Origin of the sequence: Actinocorallia libanotica (assembly GCF_039525175.1) — a bacterium.
Taxonomy (GTDB): domain Bacteria; phylum Actinomycetota; class Actinomycetes; order Streptosporangiales; family Streptosporangiaceae; genus Actinocorallia; species Actinocorallia libanotica.
Genome location: NZ_BAAAHH010000013.1, coordinates 117,049 through 138,572 on the forward strand (window position 1 = coordinate 117,049; position 21,524 = coordinate 138,572).

The 21,524-nt window shown below is 63.6% G+C and carries 10 protein-coding genes; 6 read left to right on the plus strand and 4 right to left on the minus strand.

Annotation, left to right across the window (positions count from 1 at the left end):
* From ABD140_RS17750 to ABD140_RS17760, 3 genes are read right to left on the minus strand one after another with little or no spacing between them, the layout of a single operon-like run.
* Entirely contained in the window at window positions 1-870 is an 870-nt protein-coding gene (locus tag ABD140_RS17750) for a DUF6339 family protein (RefSeq protein WP_486303346.1), read from the minus strand.
* Window positions 871-1,830, minus strand: a complete 960-nt coding sequence (locus ABD140_RS17755) for a hypothetical protein (protein ID WP_344241964.1) — start codon at window positions 1,828-1,830, stop codon at window positions 871-873.
* Window positions 1,827-3,899 carry a helix-turn-helix domain-containing protein gene (locus ABD140_RS17760; protein ID WP_344241965.1) on the minus strand — a complete coding sequence of 691 codons (2,073 nt, stop codon included), beginning with the start codon at window positions 3,897-3,899 and terminating at the stop codon, window positions 1,827-1,829. Before ABD140_RS17760 ends, ABD140_RS17755 begins: the two co-directional genes overlap by 4 nt.
* A 492-nt stretch (window positions 3,900-4,391) precedes the next feature.
* Between ABD140_RS17760 and ABD140_RS17765 the strand changes: the two genes are divergently transcribed.
* The 5 genes from ABD140_RS17765 to ABD140_RS17785 all read left to right on the plus strand — a co-directional run bounded on the left by ABD140_RS17765 (window position 4,392) and on the right by ABD140_RS17785 (window position 18,174).
* On the plus strand, window positions 4,392-9,068 hold the full coding sequence (locus tag ABD140_RS17765) for a DEAD/DEAH box helicase (RefSeq protein WP_344241966.1): 4,677 nt from the start codon (window positions 4,392-4,394) through the stop codon (window positions 9,066-9,068).
* Window positions 9,065-10,987, plus strand: coding sequence for a UvrD-helicase domain-containing protein (locus tag ABD140_RS17770; RefSeq protein ID WP_344241967.1), 1,923 nt, complete (start codon window positions 9,065-9,067; stop codon window positions 10,985-10,987). Before ABD140_RS17765 ends, ABD140_RS17770 begins: the two co-directional genes overlap by 4 nt.
* Complete coding sequence (locus tag ABD140_RS17775; RefSeq protein WP_344241968.1) at window positions 10,971-14,189, plus strand: DNA helicase; 3,219 nt, start codon at window positions 10,971-10,973, stop codon at window positions 14,187-14,189. The genes ABD140_RS17770 and ABD140_RS17775 overlap by 17 nt, the downstream gene beginning before the upstream one ends.
* A 4-nt stretch (window positions 14,190-14,193) precedes the next feature.
* Window positions 14,194-16,017 carry a DrmB family protein gene (gene drmB, locus ABD140_RS17780; protein ID WP_344241969.1) on the plus strand — a complete coding sequence of 608 codons (1,824 nt, stop codon included), beginning with the start codon at window positions 14,194-14,196 and terminating at the stop codon, window positions 16,015-16,017.
* Between the two features lie 66 nt (window positions 16,018-16,083).
* A complete protein-coding gene (locus tag ABD140_RS17785) occupies window positions 16,084-18,174 on the plus strand; it encodes a 3'-5' exonuclease (RefSeq protein ID WP_344241970.1) in 2,091 nt (696 codons plus the stop codon).
* Between the two features lie 67 nt (window positions 18,175-18,241).
* Here ABD140_RS17785 and ABD140_RS17790 read toward each other — a convergent pair whose 3' ends face one another.
* Window positions 18,242-20,311, minus strand: coding sequence for a DNA translocase FtsK (locus ABD140_RS17790; protein ID WP_344241971.1), 2,070 nt, complete (start codon window positions 20,309-20,311; stop codon window positions 18,242-18,244).
* Window positions 20,312-20,841: 530 nt separating this feature from the next.
* On the opposite strand from ABD140_RS17790, the gene ABD140_RS17795 reads away from it, so the two are divergent.
* A complete protein-coding gene (locus ABD140_RS17795; protein ID WP_344241972.1) occupies window positions 20,842-21,510 on the plus strand; it encodes a hypothetical protein in 669 nt (222 codons plus the stop codon).
* Window positions 21,511-21,524 lie beyond the last annotated feature (14 nt).

The window sequence follows — 21,524 nt, forward strand, 5'->3', positions numbered from 1 at the left end:
TCAGAGAGATCCATTCGGCGCACCGCCGACTCCGGGGCGTTCCTCAAAGAGCCGACGGAATAGGGAAAGCAGAGAATTTACCGCCCCGGGTAGAGCCCTGCCATCATCCGGACCGTCAGGAAGCGCATCGAATGGGATATTGCTATTACCTCGTTCGTCGACCCAGGTTCGGTAAGCGTCCGTATCCAGAGGTGCGTCGGGGGCGATAACCTCGTAGACGAGCGTCATACCAGCGGCGTTCAACGCCTTGCTGAGCTCGTTGACATGGTCGCTGGTCGCGACGGTTCCATCCGCCACCAGGCGTAGAAGGGCCTGAGCCGTCGGTCGGTGACGGATGATCTCGGTGCTGAGGATCGTGTTGAGGAGATCCTGGGGTTTCCCGCAAGCGATCTCCACCGACCGGTAATCATAGCCGTCACGAAAAAGTTCAGCCGCCCACCAGAGCCGGGCGAAGGCTTGACGGGTGATGCGGCCGCTGAACCGCTCCCGATTGGTGATTCTGTCGTTCTCTTTGGAGGGCCGGCCGGGATGCCGCCAGAAGACATAATCGGGGGCGATCCTGAGCGCCAGGTAGTTCCATAGGCCCCTGTTCGCCGCCTCGGCGCGAGTGAGGCGCAGAGTCGCGTGAAGCCGCGGGGCCAACCACGCATCGGCTGATTCCCGGTCACCGTCTTCGAACCGCTTCATTGCCTCATCACACAGCTCACGAATGGGTGCAGTCGCCCATCGCAGTTCATCGCCGAGTGGGATTGAGGATGCGTCTAGAACGCTTTCCGGGAGGTCCTCACCGCCCTTGAGGAAGTCAATGGTCAGATGCCTTTCAGCCTCATCGCTGGAAAGGCTAGCGCAATACTCGGGTAGATGACTCATTCAATCCTCTTCTCCGGATCGGAGCTGCGCACGGATCTGTTCGCCCAGAACGCGGGGAAGCTGCGCTCTCTTGAGGGCGGCCCGTAGGACTCTACGGTGCAAATCGGCCGCACCCGAGGCACTCATATTCCGAGCAGCAAGTTCAGCGAGCGCCGTCTCGGGACTCCGATCGGGGAAAACATCGGGGAGCATCTCCTCGACAACCTGTTCATGCCATTCTTGGGTCCACTCTCGGCGATCACCGCTCTTATGCAGATCCTGGATGGCGATATGGAAAAGCATGTTCCATATTTCGGCTCCCAACTGCGCAGTGGCCACGTCCCTGATCATTCGATCTTCGACCCTGCCGCTCGTCAACAGCGCTTCCAGTCCTTCGAATCCCCTGTTCAGATAGACGATCGGTTGGGCTCCCGACGCGTCGATCGTCCAAGGATCGCCTTTGAACGGGTGCAGGTGCGGCCGCCGCTCGTCGGTGAAGTCCGCCCAGACCTGATGAATCAGGCGAGGACGTTCCGCAACGGATGCTTCAAGGTCGAGCGTCCACGTCTCCTCTGCGGTCGCGATCAGACGACCTTGGATACCGTCACAGGTGGCGACGAGTTGTGCGGTAAGGGTGGCCTTCTTGAAGTGGAGGTCTCGGTGGACAAGTACCTCGCCAACCCAGGAGTCGTCTGATTCCCGATCCAGGACGCTAACGTCCCTTAGAAGGGTCTGCCGGTCGATGAGAATGGCAACGCATCGCAAATCCGTCCATGGACCGTCGTTCAGCTCCCTTCCGGGCGCGGTGAGCCGTATCTTGAGCCGCGCAGTACCCCAGGCAGCACGTTCGACCTTGTTCAGGGCGATGACGCGATCATCGCGGTTGATCTTTGAGGGAGGTAGGTCGACGTCGTCGAGCCAGGCCCTGTCGATGTCGAGTGAGATCTCGCCGAGCGGGGTCGGATAGGGGAACAGCCTCATCGCGACGCCTCCTTCACCCTGGCGAGGTCCACCTCGACCGTGGTCATCTGGGCGTCTACCGGATGGCTGGCGACATCACTGACCGCGGTGAACGTGGCCGAGCGGATTCCGGGCTTGAAGCGCAAGTGTCCGGCCTCGGTGCGGATGCACCCGGCTTCGGGTCGAATCTCGGCCCACTTTCCGATGATCGAACTGCCGGAGCGGACCAGGAATCTCAGGACAGGTTCGAGGATCCATGGGTCGTCACGCTCGGGTAGGCGCACATCGACTCGAAGATGCCAGGCACCGTCACGAATACTTCCTCGGGCGCTTTTGACGGTGGGGAAGCCGGTCGCGACCGACTTCCTCCGCTGAGGCGCTTTGGGAGCGACAGGATCCCCGAGAGGAGAATCGGCGGAGGACGTCATCAGAGGAGCCGGTTTCACTGCGCTTCGGATCTCATCGCGTGCCCTCTTCAAGAAACCGCTGATCCCCGTGACGACACCGCGCGCGTAGATGGCACGGAGATCGTCTGTGACCTTCCAGTCGTTGTGCTCCGGCGGCTCGGCAGCCCGGAGGAACTCCTCAGCTGCGATCGCGGCCTCATCGTCGGACCCAGTGGCGAGCCCTGCGAGCAGGACGGCCTGAAAAGTCCGCGATCCCAAGGGGAGGCGGGATACTTTACGGTCATATACGACCATCATCGTGCCGCGCATGGTCACCAGCCGGTTCCGACGATCGTTCTCGTTCGAAGGAGTCACCAACAGGACGGCTTCGTGCTGAAGCTGTTTCGAACCGGCGACGTTCTTCTTGGGCGGGACCGCCAGGGTGATGGACCTCTGGACGACGCTGTTCTCCCCGGCCATGGCCGGAACGGTGGTCCGGTCGTAATACGCCCGGACCGCCCGTGACCGTTCCGGCTGGTACTCATGCGGGTCGACCCGTTTCTCCGGAATGACCACCTCACCGTCACGCAAGGTCTCGACCGAGGCGATGAGCCGCGCGGGAACGTCGTTGCCCCGCACCATCGATGCCCAGAAATTGTCGGCGAGGCTGCGTACGAGCGCATAGTGAATATCGTGGAGCTCGTTGCGCTCAGGCACGGCGTCGTGTGCACCGACGATGAGGAAGGACGTCCCGGGATCTCCGCTCTCTCGTCGCAAATAAAGATCATCGACGGTCTTCTCGTCGGCCCACCAGGATCGGACCGCGTCACGCCGCTCGGGGTCGGGTTCGCCGAGCCAGGCAGGGCCGGCGAATTGCTTTCCGTCGATTTCCCGCCAGGGCAGGTCGAGACGGCCGACCAGTCGCCGGGCGGACCTTCCCTCGAACTCCTCTGAGAGAGTGCTGTGCATGAGGACGAGGCCGAACCGGCTGGCTGCCCAGAGTGTCGCCTTGCCCAATCCGAACGAGCCGCCCGCGGCAGGGTCGTGTTTGTGGCTGTCGAGTTGCCGGCGGACGACGGCCGCAAACCTGCCGTCGTCGTACTCGGGCCCGGTCAGACCTGCAGCGTTGTAATCGTCGATTCTCAGCAGGACGAGCCGCTCGGTGTCGCGCAGTTCTCTGATTCCGTCGGCCAGGACTCGGCCGACCTTCTGCCGGCGGTCGGCGGCCGCCTCAAGGTGGGGTTCGAGTTCGTTCCACCGCAAAGCCGCCAAGAACCTCCTGACGCGTTCCCCTGTCAGCTCATGGAGGAGGAACCGAATCCTCACTGGCTCTGCCGGGTCGTACCGTTCATCCAGGCTGTTCTGGGTCGCCTCCCTGGCCACGACGGCCAAGTCGGAATCAAACGCGAACGCCGCCGCGTTTCCCAGCTCTCTGCCCCCGTCACTCGGTGCCGGACGGTGCGACCAGATGACGCCGCCGACCGAGTCCGGCGTTCCGCTCCGTGTGGAGGTCGCGCCCGTGGCCAGACCGAGGATCTCCTCGATCATCTGCAACTTGTCGGGCCGCGGTTCGGCACGACCGGTGATCCAGGCCGACACCGCCGCCCTCGTGACTTCGAGGGACTTGGCGAGTTCCGCTTGGCTCATGCCCTTGCGACGGAGCTGCCGGCCCAGCCAGGCGCCGAAGGCCTCCGGTTCGTCCACCCCTATCACCCTCGATCCACCCGTAATGGAATTTGACGAGCCAAAGTCTACGTCAAGGGGTCTTTTGACGGACCCCGCACGGCCTACCCCTATGGGATGACGAACCTCAGCCGATCGCCCCACGCGGGGACGATCACACAGGGAGAGAATATGATTACAAGTAGCTCTTTGTCTCCATCAAGACGAGGGAAGCGGTGCAGATCGCCAAAAATTCTCAGCAACCCCTTGCGAGACCGATGGCCGATCTGCCATGGTTTCTCCCACCCCGTGGGGCGCCGAAATTCAGCGGTCCAGGTTTACAGGGGTGAACTATGCCCATTCTTCCCGATATGTCCCATTTTCCAAGAGTGCATATTGGCATGTCCTATTTGGCGATCATGGTCCATGACTAGAGAAATCCCATGATCTCCTCTTTTCGCGCCGTCTCCAGGAGTAAGGGAGCAAGAGCCGATGACCCACCCCCCACAGGCTCCTACCGTAGAGCACCCCACCGTGCTCGACGTGGTACTCGAGCAGTCCAGACGCAGTCTCGAGACCTACCGGAACGACCCTGGCCGCATCCAGGAGGACGCCAACGGTGAGCGCCGGATCAGTGAGGGTGGTTACGGCGACCGCCAAGTCTACGAACTGGTCCAGAACGGCGCCGACGAACTGCGCGGGCACTCCGGGGGAAGGATCTGCGTGATCCTCACCGCTTCCCACCTGTACTGTGCAAACGAGGGGAACCCTGTCACGCCCGAAGGAGCGGAGACCATTCTCCGCATGGGGGTGTCCAAGAAGCGCGGCGGCCAGATCGGCCGTTTCGGTGTCGGCGTCAAGAGCGTTCTGAGTGTGTCCGACACTCCCGAGTTCTTCAGCCGCGAGGACGACAGGAGTTTCGGCTTCGACCGGGAGTGGTCTGCGAACCAGATCCGCAGCGTCCGACCCGGTGCCGACCTGAACGACATCCCCGTGCTTCGGATGGCGCAGCCACTCGACCGCGAACGTGCCAAGGCCGCTGATCCCGTTCTGTCCGAGCTGCTCGGCTGGGCGACCACCGTGGTGCGGCTCCCATTGAAGAAAAGCGTCGCGGTTCGTCTCGGCCGTGACCTCACCCAGTTCCCCGCCGAGTTCCTGCTCTTCTCCCCCCATGTCAGCGAAGTCGTTCTCGAAGACCGCCGCGAGAACGGAGTGGCCCGCTCCCTCACCCAGCGGCTGAACGATGACGCGCGGACACTGATCCACAAGAACGGTTCGAAGACCGAGACGGAGGAGTGGCGGGTCTTCACCCGTGCCCACGCGCCGTCGATCGATGCGCTCCGTGAGGCCGGTGAGCTACACGATCGCCCTGAAGTAGACATCTCCTGGGCCGTTCCCGTGACAGGTAGCCGTACCCGCGGGCGGGGACAGTTCTGGGCTTACTTCCCCACCAACTACTCCACGACCCTGCGCGGCATCCTCAACGCGCCCTGGAAGACCTCCGAGGATCGCCAGAACCTGTATCAGGCGAACCGGTTCAACGATGAACTGATCATCAGTGGCGCCGACCTCGTCGTGGAATCGCTGGCGGCACTGTCCACTTCCCAAGACCCTTGCGTCTACTTCGACTTCGTGCCGGCTCGGGGCCGGGAGGAACCGGTCTGGGCGGCCAACGACCTCGTCCACAAGATCTGGGAATTCGCCGCGATCCGGCCGACGCTCGCCGACCAGGACGGCGTCCTCCGCCCCCCGGCAGATGTACGTCTTCATCCGGCCGACCTCAAGGACCACTGGCTCCAAATTTGGGCCGGCTACAAGAACCGGCCGAAGAACTGGTGCCACCACTCGGTCGAGCGCACGCCCCATCGACGGCAAAGCGCCGAGCGGATCCTGAGCACCGCCGGACTCGAACCGGCAACCATTCGAGAATGGCTCGAAGCACTGGTCTCCGACGGCGAACCCGAGTCGTCCTCTCGGGCGATCCTCATCGCCGCCGAAATGAAGCGGACCGCCGACGAGCTCACCAAGCCGATCGATCGTGCCAAGGCCCTGAACGTTGTCGAACAGGCACTCAAAGCGAAGATCATCCTTACGGAGGCAGGAAACCACGAAGCCCCCTCGGCCACGCTCTTTCGCCGCAGCTCCGGCGTCCAACTCGCCGACACGATCGTCTATGTCGACGAGCGGGTCGTCGATGCGCCCGGTCTCGCCCGCGCCTTGGACTCGATCGGTGTGCATGAAGCCGACGCCGCCGGCCGATTTGCTTCGGTCGTCCAGCGTGGCTTCCATGGATACGACGACGACGCGTGGGCGTCGTTCTGGAAACTGGCCAGGATGGCCGGGCCGGCGAACGCCTTGGCCGCTCTCCGTAAGAACGACATCAACGGTCCGAGCCAGCTCAAAGTCAAGACCGTCGCCGGGCCTTTCCGTCCGCTCTACGCATGTCTCATGCCGCCGCGGATCGTCCCCGGCGACGATTCCCGAGACGCCTCGATCAGCGCTGACATGCGATACCACGCCGACGACCGGACGGTTCTGCGCGACATGGGCCTGCTCGACGCACCGGCAGGTCGAGTCGACCCGAGTAATGAGGCGTGGTTCGAGGAGTACAAGGAATTCTTCCACTCCCAGTACTGCAGAACCCTTCCGTCCAATGCTTCCCGTCCCATGGTGAAGACCATGCGGTTCGAGGGCGCCAACCCGGCGGGCCCGCTCCGCTTCCTCACAGAACTGTCGCCTGAAGGACGGGCCGCATTCCTCGCGGCTCTTCCCGCCACCGACCTCGTCGGCGTCTGGCAGATGACCGTCGGCAAGCAGCGGGACACCCAACGGACGATCATGTCGCCGCTGCGCTGGATGGCCCGTAAGCACGGCTACCTTCAGACCTCCCGAGGTCTGAAGGCCGTCAAGCACTGTGTATCACCATTGCTCCAGCCTTACGAGGACCTGCTCCCGGTGGCCCGGATCACCACTGCGATCGCGGAGGCGCTCCGGTTGCCCGGCACCCTCTCGGATCTCAAGCCGTCTGTCTGGGCGGAGTTGGCAAAAGAAGCCGCCGAGACGACCAACGACACTTTCGTCGGCAAGGTGTATGCCCTGTTCCTCGAAGCGGACGTCGACTTTCCCGAGGACGTGCCTCTACACTGCAGGGTCGGCGACCAGTGGGTCACGGGGCTCGGCCCCCATGAGATCGCCGTGACCTCCAAGCTCGCCGAGTACGACGAACTGGTCAGAGAGGGCATTCCCGCTCTGCTCGCCCCAAGCCCGGCGGCCGCCGACCAAATGCGCGATACCTGGGAGATGCTCTCCCCCGATGCCGTCATCGAGCGCGACCTGCGTTTCGTCTCCGGCATCGAGCCGGTTTCACTCGTCCACGAGTTCCCTCATCTGAAGGTGACCCACCGCCACCAGACCGACGGCATCTCACTGCTGCGCTGTACCGAACTGGAGGAGATCACCCGTACCCCGAACGGCGCCCGTCGAACGACGATCAAGTCAGTGCTTCAAGGGACCAACGTGCTGGTCCTCAACCCGAAGGACGACTACGAAGCACTGATCGAAGTGGATCGGACTCTGAACCTCCGGCTCGGAGCCGACGGCTGTCACGCCGTCCTGAAGCGTCGCGAGCAGCAGCGCAACAACGAGCGCCTGCGCAAGATCTGCGAGACAAAGGATCTGCCTGAGAAGGTCCTGCTGCTGCTCGGCGAGGAGTCGCTGCGGCGCGGGCTACCTGAAGGCCTCATCGATAGCGAAGAGGCCTCGACCGGACAGCCGCCGACTCCCATCCGGGTCGCGCAGCTCGCTCTGGACGCCCACGGTGATGGCATCCTCCGCCACCATCATAAGGACCTGGCCATCGCGTTTCCCGAGCTCGCCGCGAAGTTTCGAGGCGACAACCGTTCCGTTCAGATCGTCAACGATCTGCGACTGCCTCACGCCTTCGCCGGTGCAAAGATCCAGCGTCCCGATCCGGTCATCACGGTCGGCGGTCCCACTGCGTTCCCTCGCCTGCACCCCTACCAAGAACGGCTCGCGAGCAACATGTTCGACCTGCTCATCCGTTACAGGGCGCCCAAGGCGATGCTGTGCCTGCCGACCGGCGCCGGGAAGACCCGAGTCGCGGCGGAGGCCGTCATCCGGGTGATCAAAGAACGTGGGCTCGGTGGACGACCGGTCCTGTGGATCGCCCAGTCCGGTGAACTGTGCGAGCAGGCCGTGCAGAGCTGGAGCTTCGTATGGCAGAAGGTCGGTCCTGAGGAGCCGCTGACGATCAGTCGGTTGTGGGAACACAACCAAGCGGCGCCCGTTCCCGAGAACGCGCACCTGGTCGTCGCCACCGATGCCAAGCTCAGCGAGGTCCTCGACACCGACTCCTATGCCTGGCTGCGCGACTCCGCGATCGTCTTGATCGACGAGGCGCACACCTCCGTCACCCCTCGCTACACCGCTCTTCTGTCCACCCTCGGCATCACCCATAGGGCGGGTGCCCGACCGCTCATCGGCCTCACCGCGACCCCCTTCCGGAACTTCAACGAGAAAGAGACCCAACGTCTCGTCGACCGTTACGGCAAGCTCCGGCTCGACGAGGGAATCTTCGAGTCCGACGATCCGTACGCCGAACTCCAGGAGTTGGGCGTCCTGGCTCAAGTGGAACATCGAGAACTGAGTGGTTCCACCCTTCAGCTCACCGACTGGGAGCTGAAGGAGATCAGCGCGATCGGCGGGCGTCTTCCGGCTTCGGTCGAGCAGCGGCTGGCCGATGACCACGAGCGCACCGAGATGCTCCTGAACACCATTCAGGAGCTGCCGGAGGACGGTCCGATCCTGCTGTTCGCCACCTCCGTGGACCACGCGAAGGTGATGGCGGCCAAACTGAAGGGCCGGGGTATCACGGCGGCGGCGATCGACTCCTCGACTCCCACATCCGAGCGGCGCACCATCATCAACGCCTACAAGGCCGACAGGATCCGGGTCATCACCAACTACGGCGTGCTGGCCCAGGGTTTCGACGCTCCCGCCACCCGCACCGTCATGATCGCCCGCCCCACCTATAGTCCGAACGTCTACCAGCAGATGATCGGCCGTGGCCTGCGCGGTCCGAAGAACGGTGGCAAGGAGACCTGCCGGATCCTCGACGTCCGCGACAACATCGCCAACTACGACAGGAAGTTGGCCTTCACCGAATTCGAGTACCTGTGGAAGAGGCAGTGAGCGAGACCCCCGAGCTCACCCCGGAGCAGCGCAAGGTGGTCGACCAGCCCGCGGACGCCCGCGTGCTGGTCACCGCCGGCGCCGGGGCCGGTAAGACCCACACCTTGGTCCGGCGCCTGGACCGTCTCGTCGACGAGGAAGAGTTGAGCGCCGGCGAGATCCTCGTGCTGACGTTCTCCCGAGCAGCGGTCCGTGAGCTGTCCGATCGTCTCACCCGCCATGGCGAGGCGGCCCGGTTCGTCCGCGCTCGTACCTTCGACTCCTGGGCATTGGAGGTGCTGCTCCAGGTCGACGTGCTCGGCGGTTGGGAGGACAGGTCCTTCGGCGATCGGATCGACGGTGCTCGCGAGGCCATCGAGAACGGCCTCGCCGACGAACTGTACGGCGATGATCAGCTCCTGCACGTTGTGATCGACGAGGTACAGGACTTGGTCGGTGCCCGTCGGGAGCTGGTGGAAACCCTGCTGGAGCGGTTCGGCTGCGGTTTCACCGTGGTCGGTGACCCCGCTCAGTCGATCTACGGATTCACCTTGGGTCCGAAGTCGACCGTCGAGGAACGGCAGGCTGAGACCAATCGGTTCTTCGTATGGCTCCGCAACACTTTCGGGGAGGAACTCACCGAACTGAATCTCACCGCCAACTTTCGTGCTCAGACTTCCGAGGCCGAGATCGCTCTCGGTTTCGGTCCGCAGCTTCGCGCATCTGCTGAGTCTGGCAGTGGTGTCACCTCGCTGTACGACGACCTGCGCACCACGCTGCGCTCAGGAGCTCTCAACCTCGGAACGCTCGACGAACTCATCGCCAGGGCGATCGGTGGGTGGGACGGCACGACCGCGATCCTCTGCCGCACCAATGGGCAAGCTCTTCAGGTGTCGGAGCAACTGCACACGGCCGGAGTGGAGCATCGGTTGCAGCGGTCTGCCCGGGACCGGGTCGCACCGGCCTGGCTCGGCTTGCTGATCCGCGCGGTCGACGGCGCCCTGCTCTCGCGTGCCCGCTTTGACGAGCTCGCGGCAGCACTGCCATTGCCCGCCGAGCTCTCTCCCGCTCAATTGTGGCGACTTCTGCTGCGCACCGGTATCGGCCGCGGTAACGACCGCAGCGTCGACCTCAGACGACTGCGTGCGGCATTGGCGAGCGGCAGGCTGCCGGACGAGCTGACCGCACAACCGGCGTCCCGGATCGTGGTGTCGTCGTTCCACCGTGCCAAAGGCCTGGAGTTCGACCAGGTCGTGATCGTCGACCCTGGCGTCCTTCGTCTCGACGATGACAAGAAGAGCAAGAAGACGAAGGCCCGTGCCATCGACCCGGTGGACGAAGCCAGGTCTCTGTACGTCGCGATGACCCGGCCCCGTCGAGAGCTGTACTGGCTGGATGCGTTGGACTCGGCGCAGATCAGGCTCGACCGGGAGACCGGACGGTGGGGTCGCTACGGTTGGCGGTACTGGGTGCGTGGCGGTGTGGAGATCACTGGTGGAGACGTGTTCACCGATCGTCCGGCCGGAACAAAGGTCTTCGACGCTGACCCACTCGACATGCAGGAGTACCTCGCTACACGGGTTCGACCCGGTGATGAGGTGACCTTGGAGCGGGTCGTGCCCGAGCCGATCGCCCTTGATGAGAGCCCCGACTACACGATCATTCACGACGGTCGTCCCATCGGCACGGCCTCCGAGCGGTTCCGCACCCAGCTGTACCGCCACATGCAGACGTCCCGGAATTACGTTCCGCAGAACTGGCCTCGACTGTTGACCGGGGTTCGGATCGATGCCGTCGAAACCGTCGCCGGCAGCGAGGCCGCCGGTCGCGAGGCGGGACTCGGACCACACGGCGTCTGGATCGCCCCCCGGCTGATGGGGCTCAGCGTCTTCGTTTACGACCAGAAAGCCGAGGAGGACACCGGTGTCACGGCACGGTGAACACTACCGTTTCCGCTCCGAGCTTGTAGAGCGGCTCAAGAACGACCTACTCGGCCCGGTGAACGGCCCGGATGAGATCATCACAGATCGCCCTGGGACGGCGTATGCGACAGGGGTTTTGTTTCCCCGCCGCAGCGACCAGGAGCACCTGCTCGCGCAGAAGGCCGAGGTGGAGAAGGACGTCGATGAGGCGTCGTTGACAGTCGATGAAGCTCCGGACAGTGGGGTCCCGGCTGCGAACATGCAGGCACCATCATCAATGGGCATCACGTTCGCGGTCGACCCGAAGCGCAGCGGGACGGTCGTCCTGAGCTTCGAGGCGGCCGTCTACGAACCGATCGACCGGGACGGCAGGAACGTCCAGGCCAAGCGTTCGGAGAGCCGCGCTACCCACGACACCGACCTGCGGTGGCGACGTCGTCCTCTGACGATCCCGTCGCGTGTCATCGACGTCGCCCAGGTGGGCCGAGAAAGGCCACAGCTCGTCGATGGCCTGGCAGCGGACATCAACGTCCGCAGACCCGATCTGAAGACCGGTTTCGTCGCGGTGACCGTCGCCCTCATGAACATCAACGAAGTGGGGCGTTATGACATCCATGATGCGCATTGCTTCTTCCAACCCGTCATCGAGGTGATGAGCCCGGACGACACGGTGGCCTTGGTCGAGCGTCCCTCCACCTCCGTTGGCGTGGACGAGGACGAGATCAAGACCAACCGTTTGCTGTACCGGCACGCCCCGACGTTCGCCGTCGGACACGGCTGCTCCGCCGATTGGAACTGGCAGGCTCCTCCGCCCCGCCACGAGGACCTGCTGAAGAGCGAACCCGCCTCGGTCGCCTCGGTACGCACGGCCTTCGTCCCGACCCGTGAGGTCCTGCTCACCGACTCCAATCCCGAGATCGATGCTTCCGATCTGGCCATGATGCACCTTGCCAAGGCTGATGACGACGAAGTGCTCGCAGCCCTGCGCCGATTGACCGACGGCTACCGCGAATGGATCACCGAGCGGTCCGAAGAAGCCCGTCTCCTCCGCAACACCGACTTCGGCAAGGCCGCCGAAGATCAGATCAATCAGTGCGTCGAGGCCTGTGACCGGATGGAATCGGGCATTGAGCTGCTGCGCTCGGACATCAAGGCCATGCGAGCCTTCCGACTGGCCAACGAAGCGATGGCCGTCCAGCGCGGCCGCAGTCAGTGGATCAAGAACGGTCGCGTGGGCGAAGTCCGTCTGGACGGAGTCTGGCGCCCTTTCCAGATCGCATTCCTGCTGATGTGCATGGACGGCATCGTCGATCCCGACCACGACGACCGGAAGCTCGCGGATCTGTTGTGGTTTCCGACCGGTGGCGGAAAGACCGAGGCGTACCTCGGCATCATCGCCTTCACCGTCTTCCTCCGGCGTATCCGCAAAGGTAAGGCCGGTGGCGGTGTCACCTCGATCATGCGTTACACGCTGCGATTGCTGACCCTCCAGCAGTTCGAGCGCGCCGCATCCCTCATCTGCGCGATGGAGATGATGCGTAGGGACGCCGGCGACGAACTCGGTGACGAGGAGATGCCGATCTCTCTCGGCATGTGGGTGGGACGTGCTGCGACCCCCAACACGTTGAAGGACGCCGCCAAGAGCCTCAGACGGTTGCGGAACGGAGAAGAGCTCCAGGAGGAGAACCCGGTGCAGTTGCGGACGTGTCCGTGGTGCGGCACCGCGATGGACGCATGGAACTATGAGGTCAGCGCCGAGACAGGACGCATGGAGATCCGTTGCTCCAACGATGGCTGCGATTTCCGTGATGGACTCCCCGTTCACGTCGTCGATGAAGCGATCTACGCCGCTCGCCCGACCTTGGTCATCGCGACGGCCGATAAGTTCGCCCAAATCGCTTGGCGTGCTGCGGTCGCCAACCTGTTCAATCGGAACGAAGACGGTCGAGGCACACCGCCTCCAGAACTGATCGTCCAAGACGAACTGCATCTGATCTCCGGGCCGCTGGGCAGTCTCGCCGGCTTGTACGAAACGGCGATCGACATCGCCGCCGATCAACCAAAGATCATTGCCTCGACCGCGACGATCCGTCGAGCCAAAGATCAGGTGCTGCGACTGTTCGACCGCGATGTTCGGCAGTTCCCGCCAGCCGGCCTGGACGCCCGCGACTCCTGGTTCGCCGTGGAGACCCCGGCCGAGGACAAGGCGTCCCGCCAGTACGTCGGGTTGCTCACTCCCAACACCAGTCAGGCGACCCTGCTCGTCCGTGCCTACGCGGCCCTCTTGCACCATGCCGCACACATCGACGCCGACGACACGACCCGCGACGCCTACTGGACCTTGGTCGGATACTTCAGCAGCCTCCGGCTGCTAGCCGCCGCGGAACTCCAGTTCCACGACGACGTCCAGGACCGGCTCCATCTACTCGCCGAGCAATGGGGCACCGACCGGCGCGCGGCCGAGATGCTCGCCGAACTCACCAGCCGGGTGCAGTCCAGCGACATCCCCCAGAGGCTGAAGGATCTGGAAACCAGGCTCCCTTCACCGGATGCGCTCGACACCGTCCTCGCCACCAACATGATCTCCGTGGGCGTCGACGTCGACCGGCTCGGTCTGATGGCGCTCATGGGCCAACCGCAGACCACCGCCGAGTACATCCAGTCCAGCAGCCGCGTCGGCCGCCAACACCCCGGCCTTGCGATCATGATGTTCAACGCGGCCCGGTCCCGTGACCGCTCCCACTACGAGAGCTTCGTCTCTTATCACTCCGCGCTCTATCAGCAGGTCGAGTCGACGAGCGTCACCCCGTTCTCCTCTCGTGCCCGAGACCGTGCCCTCCACGCCGTTCTCGTCGGGCTGATGCGCCTCACTCGTCCCGAGGCTCGACTGAACACCGCCGCGGCGAAGGTCAGGAAGTTCGAGCATCGGTTGGAGGAGGCCAAGGACCTCATCCTCATCCGAGCAAAATCCGTCGCACCGGAGGAGGCCGACGGAACCGCCGAAGACCTTCAGTCGCTCATCGACTACTGGTACGCAATGGCAGACCAGAACGAAGATCTGGTTTATGAGGCACCCTCCATCTTCAAGCGCGGTGATCGCCGGGGCGAGAACGTCGCGCTCCTGCGCTCTTACGAGGACGAAGATCTGGATAACGCCATCCGCACCCTGTGGAGCCTCCGCGACGTGGACGTTGAATCCGACCTGTACAAAGAGAGCTGACCCCATGGCCTTCACGAAGAAACAGCCGAGCGCCAAGCCCATAGGCGCCGTCCGTCGCGCCCAGATGATCAGTACCTACGGGGTCGGGTCGATGGTCGCCATCGGCGATCAGTCGTTCATCGTCAGTGGCATCGATTCCTGGTGGGTCAGCGACCGCTTCACCATCTTCGAACCGCGCCTCCAGGCCTGGCTCAGGGTCAGCGGTTTTCGGCTGCCGCCCGCCTACGATCCGCCCGTGGGAAAGGGCGTCAAGGTCCGCCAGTTCCCCACGATCTATTCCTGCTCGGAATGCCATGACCTCAAGGAGTTCCGCAAGTTCGGATCACCGAGCGGCAAGAGTGTCTGCGGTGACTGTGAGAAGCCACTGACCCCGTCACGTTTCGTCGTGGCGTGCGAGAACGGTCACCTCGATGACTTCCCCTACTTCGAGTGGGTGCACAAGAAGACGGCCCCCGTCGAAGAGAGCAAGGGGCACCATCTGAGCCTGCACAGCACGGGCCGAACGGCGTCCCTCCGGTCGATCATCATCCGCTGTTCCTGCGGCAAGGACGCCTCGCTCGAAGGCGCTTTCGGCCGGCGTGCTCTGGACTCGCTCGGCATCCGATGCAAGGGCCGCAGGCCTTGGCTCGGACGCGGCCACGAGCAACCGAACTGCACCTCCGCTCCGCGCACGATGCAGCGTGGTTCGTCGGCCGCGTGGTTCCCGGTCAACCGATCGTCTCTGTCGATCCCGCCGTGGTCCACCACCTTGCTCAAGCGCGTCAACACCCATTTCAAGACACTCGACGCTGTGCTGGCGACCGGCAACCGGGACGTCGCCGTCGCGATCATCGAGTCCAACCAGATCACCAAGGGCACCGCGTTCACCCCGGACGATGTGATCAAGGCGGTCGAGCAGCTGCAGAAGCTCAACGCCAACGTCGCCGAGGCCGACAGCCACGGATCCTTCGAGCCGGCGAGCAAGCTCCGCCATGAGGAGTACAGAGAACTGCTCTTCGGCACCGTCAAGGTCGATCGCGAAGAGGACTTCGAGTGTGTGAAGCCCGCCGATGACCCGGCCGCACCGCTGCCGTTCGGTATCGACCGCGTCATGCTCGTCAAGCGATTGCGTGAGGTCCGGGCGCTCGAGGCGTTCACCCGGGTTCTGGCACCGGACGCTCTCGGCGAGGACGGCAATCCGGCCGCGATCGCCGCGGAGGAGATGGACTGGCTCCCCGCGATCGAGGTCAGCGGCGAAGGCGTCTTCCTGACGATCGACAAGGGAAAGCTCGCCGAGTGGGAGGCGTACCCGGCGGTCAAAGAGCGGGTCGACCGTATCCGACGTAACCACACCTACGAGATGCGGCGAAGGGCCCAGGAGACCAATCCCAAGCGAGCCGCCGAACTGGTCTCACCGGTCGACGCCCGCTATGTCCTTCTACACACCCTTGCCCACGCGTTGATCAACGAGTGGAGCCTGGAATCCGGTTATCCGGCGGCTTCTCTGCGCGAGCGTCTCTATCTGTCAGACGAGATGGCGGGTGCTCTGATCTACACCGCGACCAGCGACTCCGCCGGCAGCCTCGGCGGCGTCGTCGCTCAAGGCGAGTACATGCGGCTGAGAGGTTCGTTGGAATCTGCGCTCGACCGAATCTCCTGGTGCTCACAGGATCCTCCCTGCATGGAATCGGTCGCCGACGAGTTCGGCAGTCTCAATCTGGCCGCCTGCTACGCCTGCGTCCTGCTCCCTGAAACGTGCTGCGAGACCAACAACACCTTCCTCGACCGGGCGCTGCTCATCGGCACCCCTGAGGACCCGAGGGTCGGTTTCTTCTCACGGCGGGACTGACTACCGTGATGCCCCGGTGCATAAATCTCTACGCTGGGGCTGACATCAGAAGAAGGTGGGGCGTTCGTGGCGACCTTGGGCATCCACAAGGATTTCCTCCGAGACTTGGTGAAGCTCGAACGCCCCGTCCAGAAGAAGGTTGTCGAGGCACTCGACAAGTTCGAGAAGGCCACACACGCCGGGGCACATCTGGAGAAACTCGACGACGTCCTCGATGAACGCCTCAAGAGCATCCGGATCGACCAGTCCTACCGCGGGATCGTCCTCGCCCCTCAGAACGGCGACCACTTTCTGCTGCTCAAGGTCATGCACCACGACCCCGCCTACGCCTGGGCTCGACGGCGGCGCGTATCGATCAACACTGCCAACGGTGAGTTGGAGATCCGGGACGTGGCCATGATCGAAGAAGCCACATCGACCGGGCTCGCCACGGCGGCCTTGGCAGAGGCCGACCTTCTCTTCTCACATGTGTCGGATGCCGACCTGACACGTCTTGGAGTTGATGACCAGATCCGCCGATTCGCTCGGCTTGTCACCACTCCCGAACAGCTCGAAACTCTCGTGGGTTACCTGCCGCAGAGCCAGTACGACGTCCTCATCGGCCTGGCGGCTGGCTACTCCGTCGATGAGGTCTGGGATCAGGTCGTCGAAAGCCCAATCGAAGAGATAGATCCGGACGACCTGGTCGCCGCGGCCGAGCGCATGCCTACCAAGGTCGCCTTGGTTCGCGGCTCCGACGAGCTGATGGCTCTCCTGGACAAGCCCTTCGCCTATTGGCGGGTTTACCTGCACCCCACTCAGTACGAAGTCGCTCACGTCCCCTATGGGGGCCCGGCCCAGGTGATCGGCGGTCCCGGCACCGGCAAGACCGTGGTCGCTCTGCACCGGGCCAGGAACCTCGCCCGCAACGGCGGCCGTGTCCTCCTCACCACCTTCACCTCCACCCTCGCGGACTCTCTCAAAGAAAACCTGCTTCTCCTGGAACCCGACCCCGAGGTCATAGCCCGTATCGATGTCCGAACAGTCGATGCCGTCGCCCACCGAGTCGTCTTCGATCACGCCGGGCGCTTCCCCATCCTGAAGGACACCGAAGAACGCGACGCCTGGAGGCGCATCGTCCGCCGCCGCAAGGTCGACTTCAACGAGACGTTCATCGCCGAGGAATGGCGTCAAGTCATCCTCGCCCAAGGTCTCACCGCCCTCGACGACTACCTGAAAGCCCGTCGAACCGGCCGCGGTCGTCGCCTCGGTCCCCTGCAGCGCACCCAGATCTGGCGGACCGTTGAGGAGTTCACCGCCGAACTCGCCGCCCGCCGCCACCACACCTACGAGACGGTCTGCGTCAAAGCCACCCGGCTGATGGCCGTCACCCCGAACAAGCCTTACGACCATGTGATCGTCGACGAGGCCCAGGATCTCCATCCCGTCCGCTGGCGTCTTCTACGTGCCCTGGTCGCTCACGGCGCCAACGACCTGTTCATCGCCGCTGACACCCACCAGCGCATCTATGACAACCGGGTGTCCCTCAAATCCGTAGATGTTCACGTCGCCGGGCGCACCACCCGGTTGACGATCAACTACCGCACCACGGCCGAGATCCTCTCCTGGAGCCACCGCATCCTCTCCGACGTGGAGATCACCGACTTGGACGACACGGCCACCACCCTCACCGGTTTTCGTTCTGAGATGCATGGCGAGGTCCCCGAAACGATCGATGCAAGCACCCGCCAGGAGGAACTTGCCCTCCTGGCCTCCAAGGTCGGCTCCTGGCTTGCCTCAGGAGTTCGTCCTTCGGAGATAGGCGTCGCTGCCCGCTCCGGACCCCTGGCCCAAGAAGCCGTCACCACCCTCGCCAAAGCCGGGATCCCCGCCCACCACGTCGGCCGCAAACACACTTCCCCTTCCGACCACGTCCAAGCCATGACCATGCACCGCATGAAGGGCCTGGAGTTCCGCTGTGTCGCCATCATCGGGGCTTCAGATCACCTCCTTCCCGACTCGGCCTCCCTACGACCCGCCGAGTACGACGATCTGGCCCACCAGCATGACCTCCAACGTGAACGCTGCCTTCTCTTCGTGGCCTGCACCCGAGCCCGCGAAGCTCTCTATCTCTCGTGGCACGGAACTCCCACCTCCTTTCTCCCACCTAGCCTCTGATCTGGGAATCCGTTGCCGGCCCGCCACTCGGACAGCGCTCGCTACGCCACGATCTGATCCAAGCCGACTATCCCTGACCACGCCAGTGGCCGAGAACCGCCTCAAGCTCCTCTGGCGCGGGAACGGCGCATTGCACCCGTGCCGTTTCTGCGTCCCCTCTTCGGCGATACAGCGCATCGCCACGGTCAAGAAGCTTTTCTGCGCCAGCCGTACCGAGCAGAAGCTCCGATTCAGCCGCCGTGCCGGTCGCCATCACCAAACGCACGGGTAGCTGTGAACGAATGGAACGCGGGAGCGTGGGTTCGTCGATGGTGGTGGTCGCGATGATCAAATGAACTCCGGCTGCACGGCCGAGGCGGGACAGGTTCGTGAGGCTTCCTCCGAACTCGTTCACGGCCACCCCCATCGGTGCCGCGAGCTCGGCGACGACTACCGCCAACCGTGGATGGCCGGGGGCATTCCCTCTACCAAACCGGCTGGCCGATGCGAGGATCTCTCCCCTACGGACGGCGGCGTTGTACGCATCGAGGGTTCGGCATCCCGCAGCGGCCATCTCGTCGTAGCGAAGCTCCATCTCCCGCTCCACCTCTCTGAGCACATCGATCGTGTCGGCAGTGCCGAGAGCGACCGACTGATGCAGGTGAGGCACTCCCTCGTAGCGGGCAAGGCCGCTGTAAACAGGATCCGTCAGCACGAGGCATAGGTCATCCGGCGCTGCGTTCGTCAGCAGAGAGACCAGGACGGCGTCCACGACCGAGCCCACGTCTTTCTTGTTCCTTCCAGCGATCAGCAGGTGTGGCAGGGTTCTCAGGTCTGCGACAGTGCTCCCCGATCTGTCCCGGCCGAGAGCGATCGCGAACGAACTGATGTCCTGCGTGGCGTCCCACAGAACACCCCCGACGCTGACGAAATCGCGGTCGGAATTAACGATCTCGTAGCCCACCGCAGCGATGTCCGGCAGGGAGGCCGTGGAGGGAACCTTCGGCAGGAACGTCACCGCCGTGCCGAGCGAGCGCTCAATGTGGGATGTGAGCTCACCGAGCCGCTCGACCGTCGCCGTGGGCCCAAGGCGTACCTCATAGCGGGTGACGGCCGGCCCCCTGGCGAACATTCCCACCGTCGCATCGATCCCGAAGGAAACCAAGATTTCCCGCAGCCTCTGGGCGACCCGATCATTTTCTGCGGTACGAGCCCGGAAAGGCGTCCCCGCCCGCAACAGCCCCTTCGATGCCGGTTCGTAAGTCCGTCGATTCTCGACGACCGGATCGACACCGCGCCGCACCGGTCGCACTTCAAGCCGCTGCCGAAGTCCCTTTCGCTCATCCCGAATCCGCCGGAGCTCCGCGGCGATCCCTTCAGCCTTCTGCGGCCGAAGCTCTGGGTCCTTTGCCATGAGCCGTATGACGATCTCTTCGAGAGCCTCGGGAATCTCCGGTCGTCGTTCCCTCAGCCGGCTCGGCTCCTTGTTCCTGTGCTGGAACGCAAGCTGGATCCGGTTACCGATGAACGGCCGCTCTCCAAGGCACATCTCGTAGACCACACAGCCCAACGAGTACAGATCGGCCCGCGCGTCGACCTTCCCCTCGAACTGCTCTGGTGCCAGGTAGGGCGGTGACCCTATCTGGTGCGTGCCTTCCACCGGCCCGTCTTCCAACACCCGCGCTATACCGAAATCACAGATCTTCGCCCATCCACCCTCCAAGATCATGATGTTGCTCGGCTTCACGTCCCGGTGCACCACTCCCCTGCGATGCGCTGCCGCCAACCCGTTCGCCACCTGAATACCGAGCTCGAGCACGTCGTCCAGGGGAAGCCCGCCCCGCTCACCCGCGATGACCTCCCCAAGGTCCCGCCCATCCAGCAGCTCCATCACGATGAACTGCTGTTCTCCGTGATCGCCCAGATCGTGGACCACGGTCAAGTTGGGATGCCGCACCGCGGCCCCCACCTGCGCCTCGACCACGAACCTTTCCTTCACCCCCTCCTCCAACTCCCGGAACGCGGACATCAGCTTGATCGCGACCTGTCGCGGCAACACCAGATCAGAGGCCCGCCAAACCTGCCCCATGGCCCCCTTGCCCAGCAGCCCCTCGAGCCGATACCGGCCGCCGAGCACCATCCCTTCCACCACGCCCACCCTCCGACACCACTGATATCCAGGCATCATCCTGCCCGCCACCTCGACCGTCGACAGCCCACGTCTAAATTGATCTTGAACCCGCTTAACGCGTCAAATTTCACCAAGCCCCTCCTCCTATACAAGACCGACCCTTGAGTTGAGTCCCACCACACCCTCGGACCGCCTCTCGGCCTACCGAATCAGTGAAGGCTTTGATGGAGCAACGGGCCCAGGGGCCATAACGGCCCACACGGCCCCCAACTAGACCAGCGCAGACGGGCGGCACGAAGCGCGGAACGAGAGCGGCCCACTCGCCCAACACCTAGCAGAAGACCCACAGCCGCACACGGGTGACGATCCACACGGCCCGATGTGGCCAAATAGAACCAAGAGGGGGAATTAACCGGATATGTTTCTCCTCGGGCTTCAACCTCCCACCTAAAAGGGCGCGACAAAATCGCGCCTAGTTGCCATGCGAAAAAACGGTAATTGCAAAACCCGCGCAGTACGTGCGCCGTCGATGACACCACCGAGACCAGAGGAATCAGATGAGCCCACGCAACCACGAATACCTGATGCGCATCCAGGAGGAAAACGCATCCACAGCGTTTGCCCTTGCCCGTAACCCTACGGAAAAAATCATGATAGAACGCCTCACCCGGCTGTTCGGACTGTGGAACCTGATGAATCCTTCAGGGGATTGGTTCATGCAGAGAGACCGGCTCCTCGCCGAACTCCCCTCACTTCATGACAAGGAGATCAAGCCGCAGAAACGTGGGGAGAACGCCGAGGACTGGTTCCGTCGGTTCTTGAAAATATTCGGGTTCTGGGCATCCGGCCCTTACAGAACCCCTCCCGCCGGTCGCCCCAAGGAGCAGACGGACGATTTCTTCAAGTCCTCCCGCCATAGGTTTCTCACCGAGATCAAGGCACGTCGGCGCCCCATAGACAGGCGTGACATGGCTCTTTTTGTCGAGCGCATTCGCCCTCGGAGGCACACGACACATGGATTCTTCGTCGCGCATCGATTCACCAAGGGTGCTATACAGATGTGCGCCGAATCCCAGCTGCCCATCATCCTGGTCGAATTCGATGAGCTGGAGCGGATCTTGAAGTCCGGCGGTGACATCGAAAAGTGGTTGGAAGAGAAGATCGACGCCTTGGCCATGCACAGGTGTCCGCTGTACCGGCCAGGCATCGATCCACCCCTGCCCTAACCGGACAACCCCTT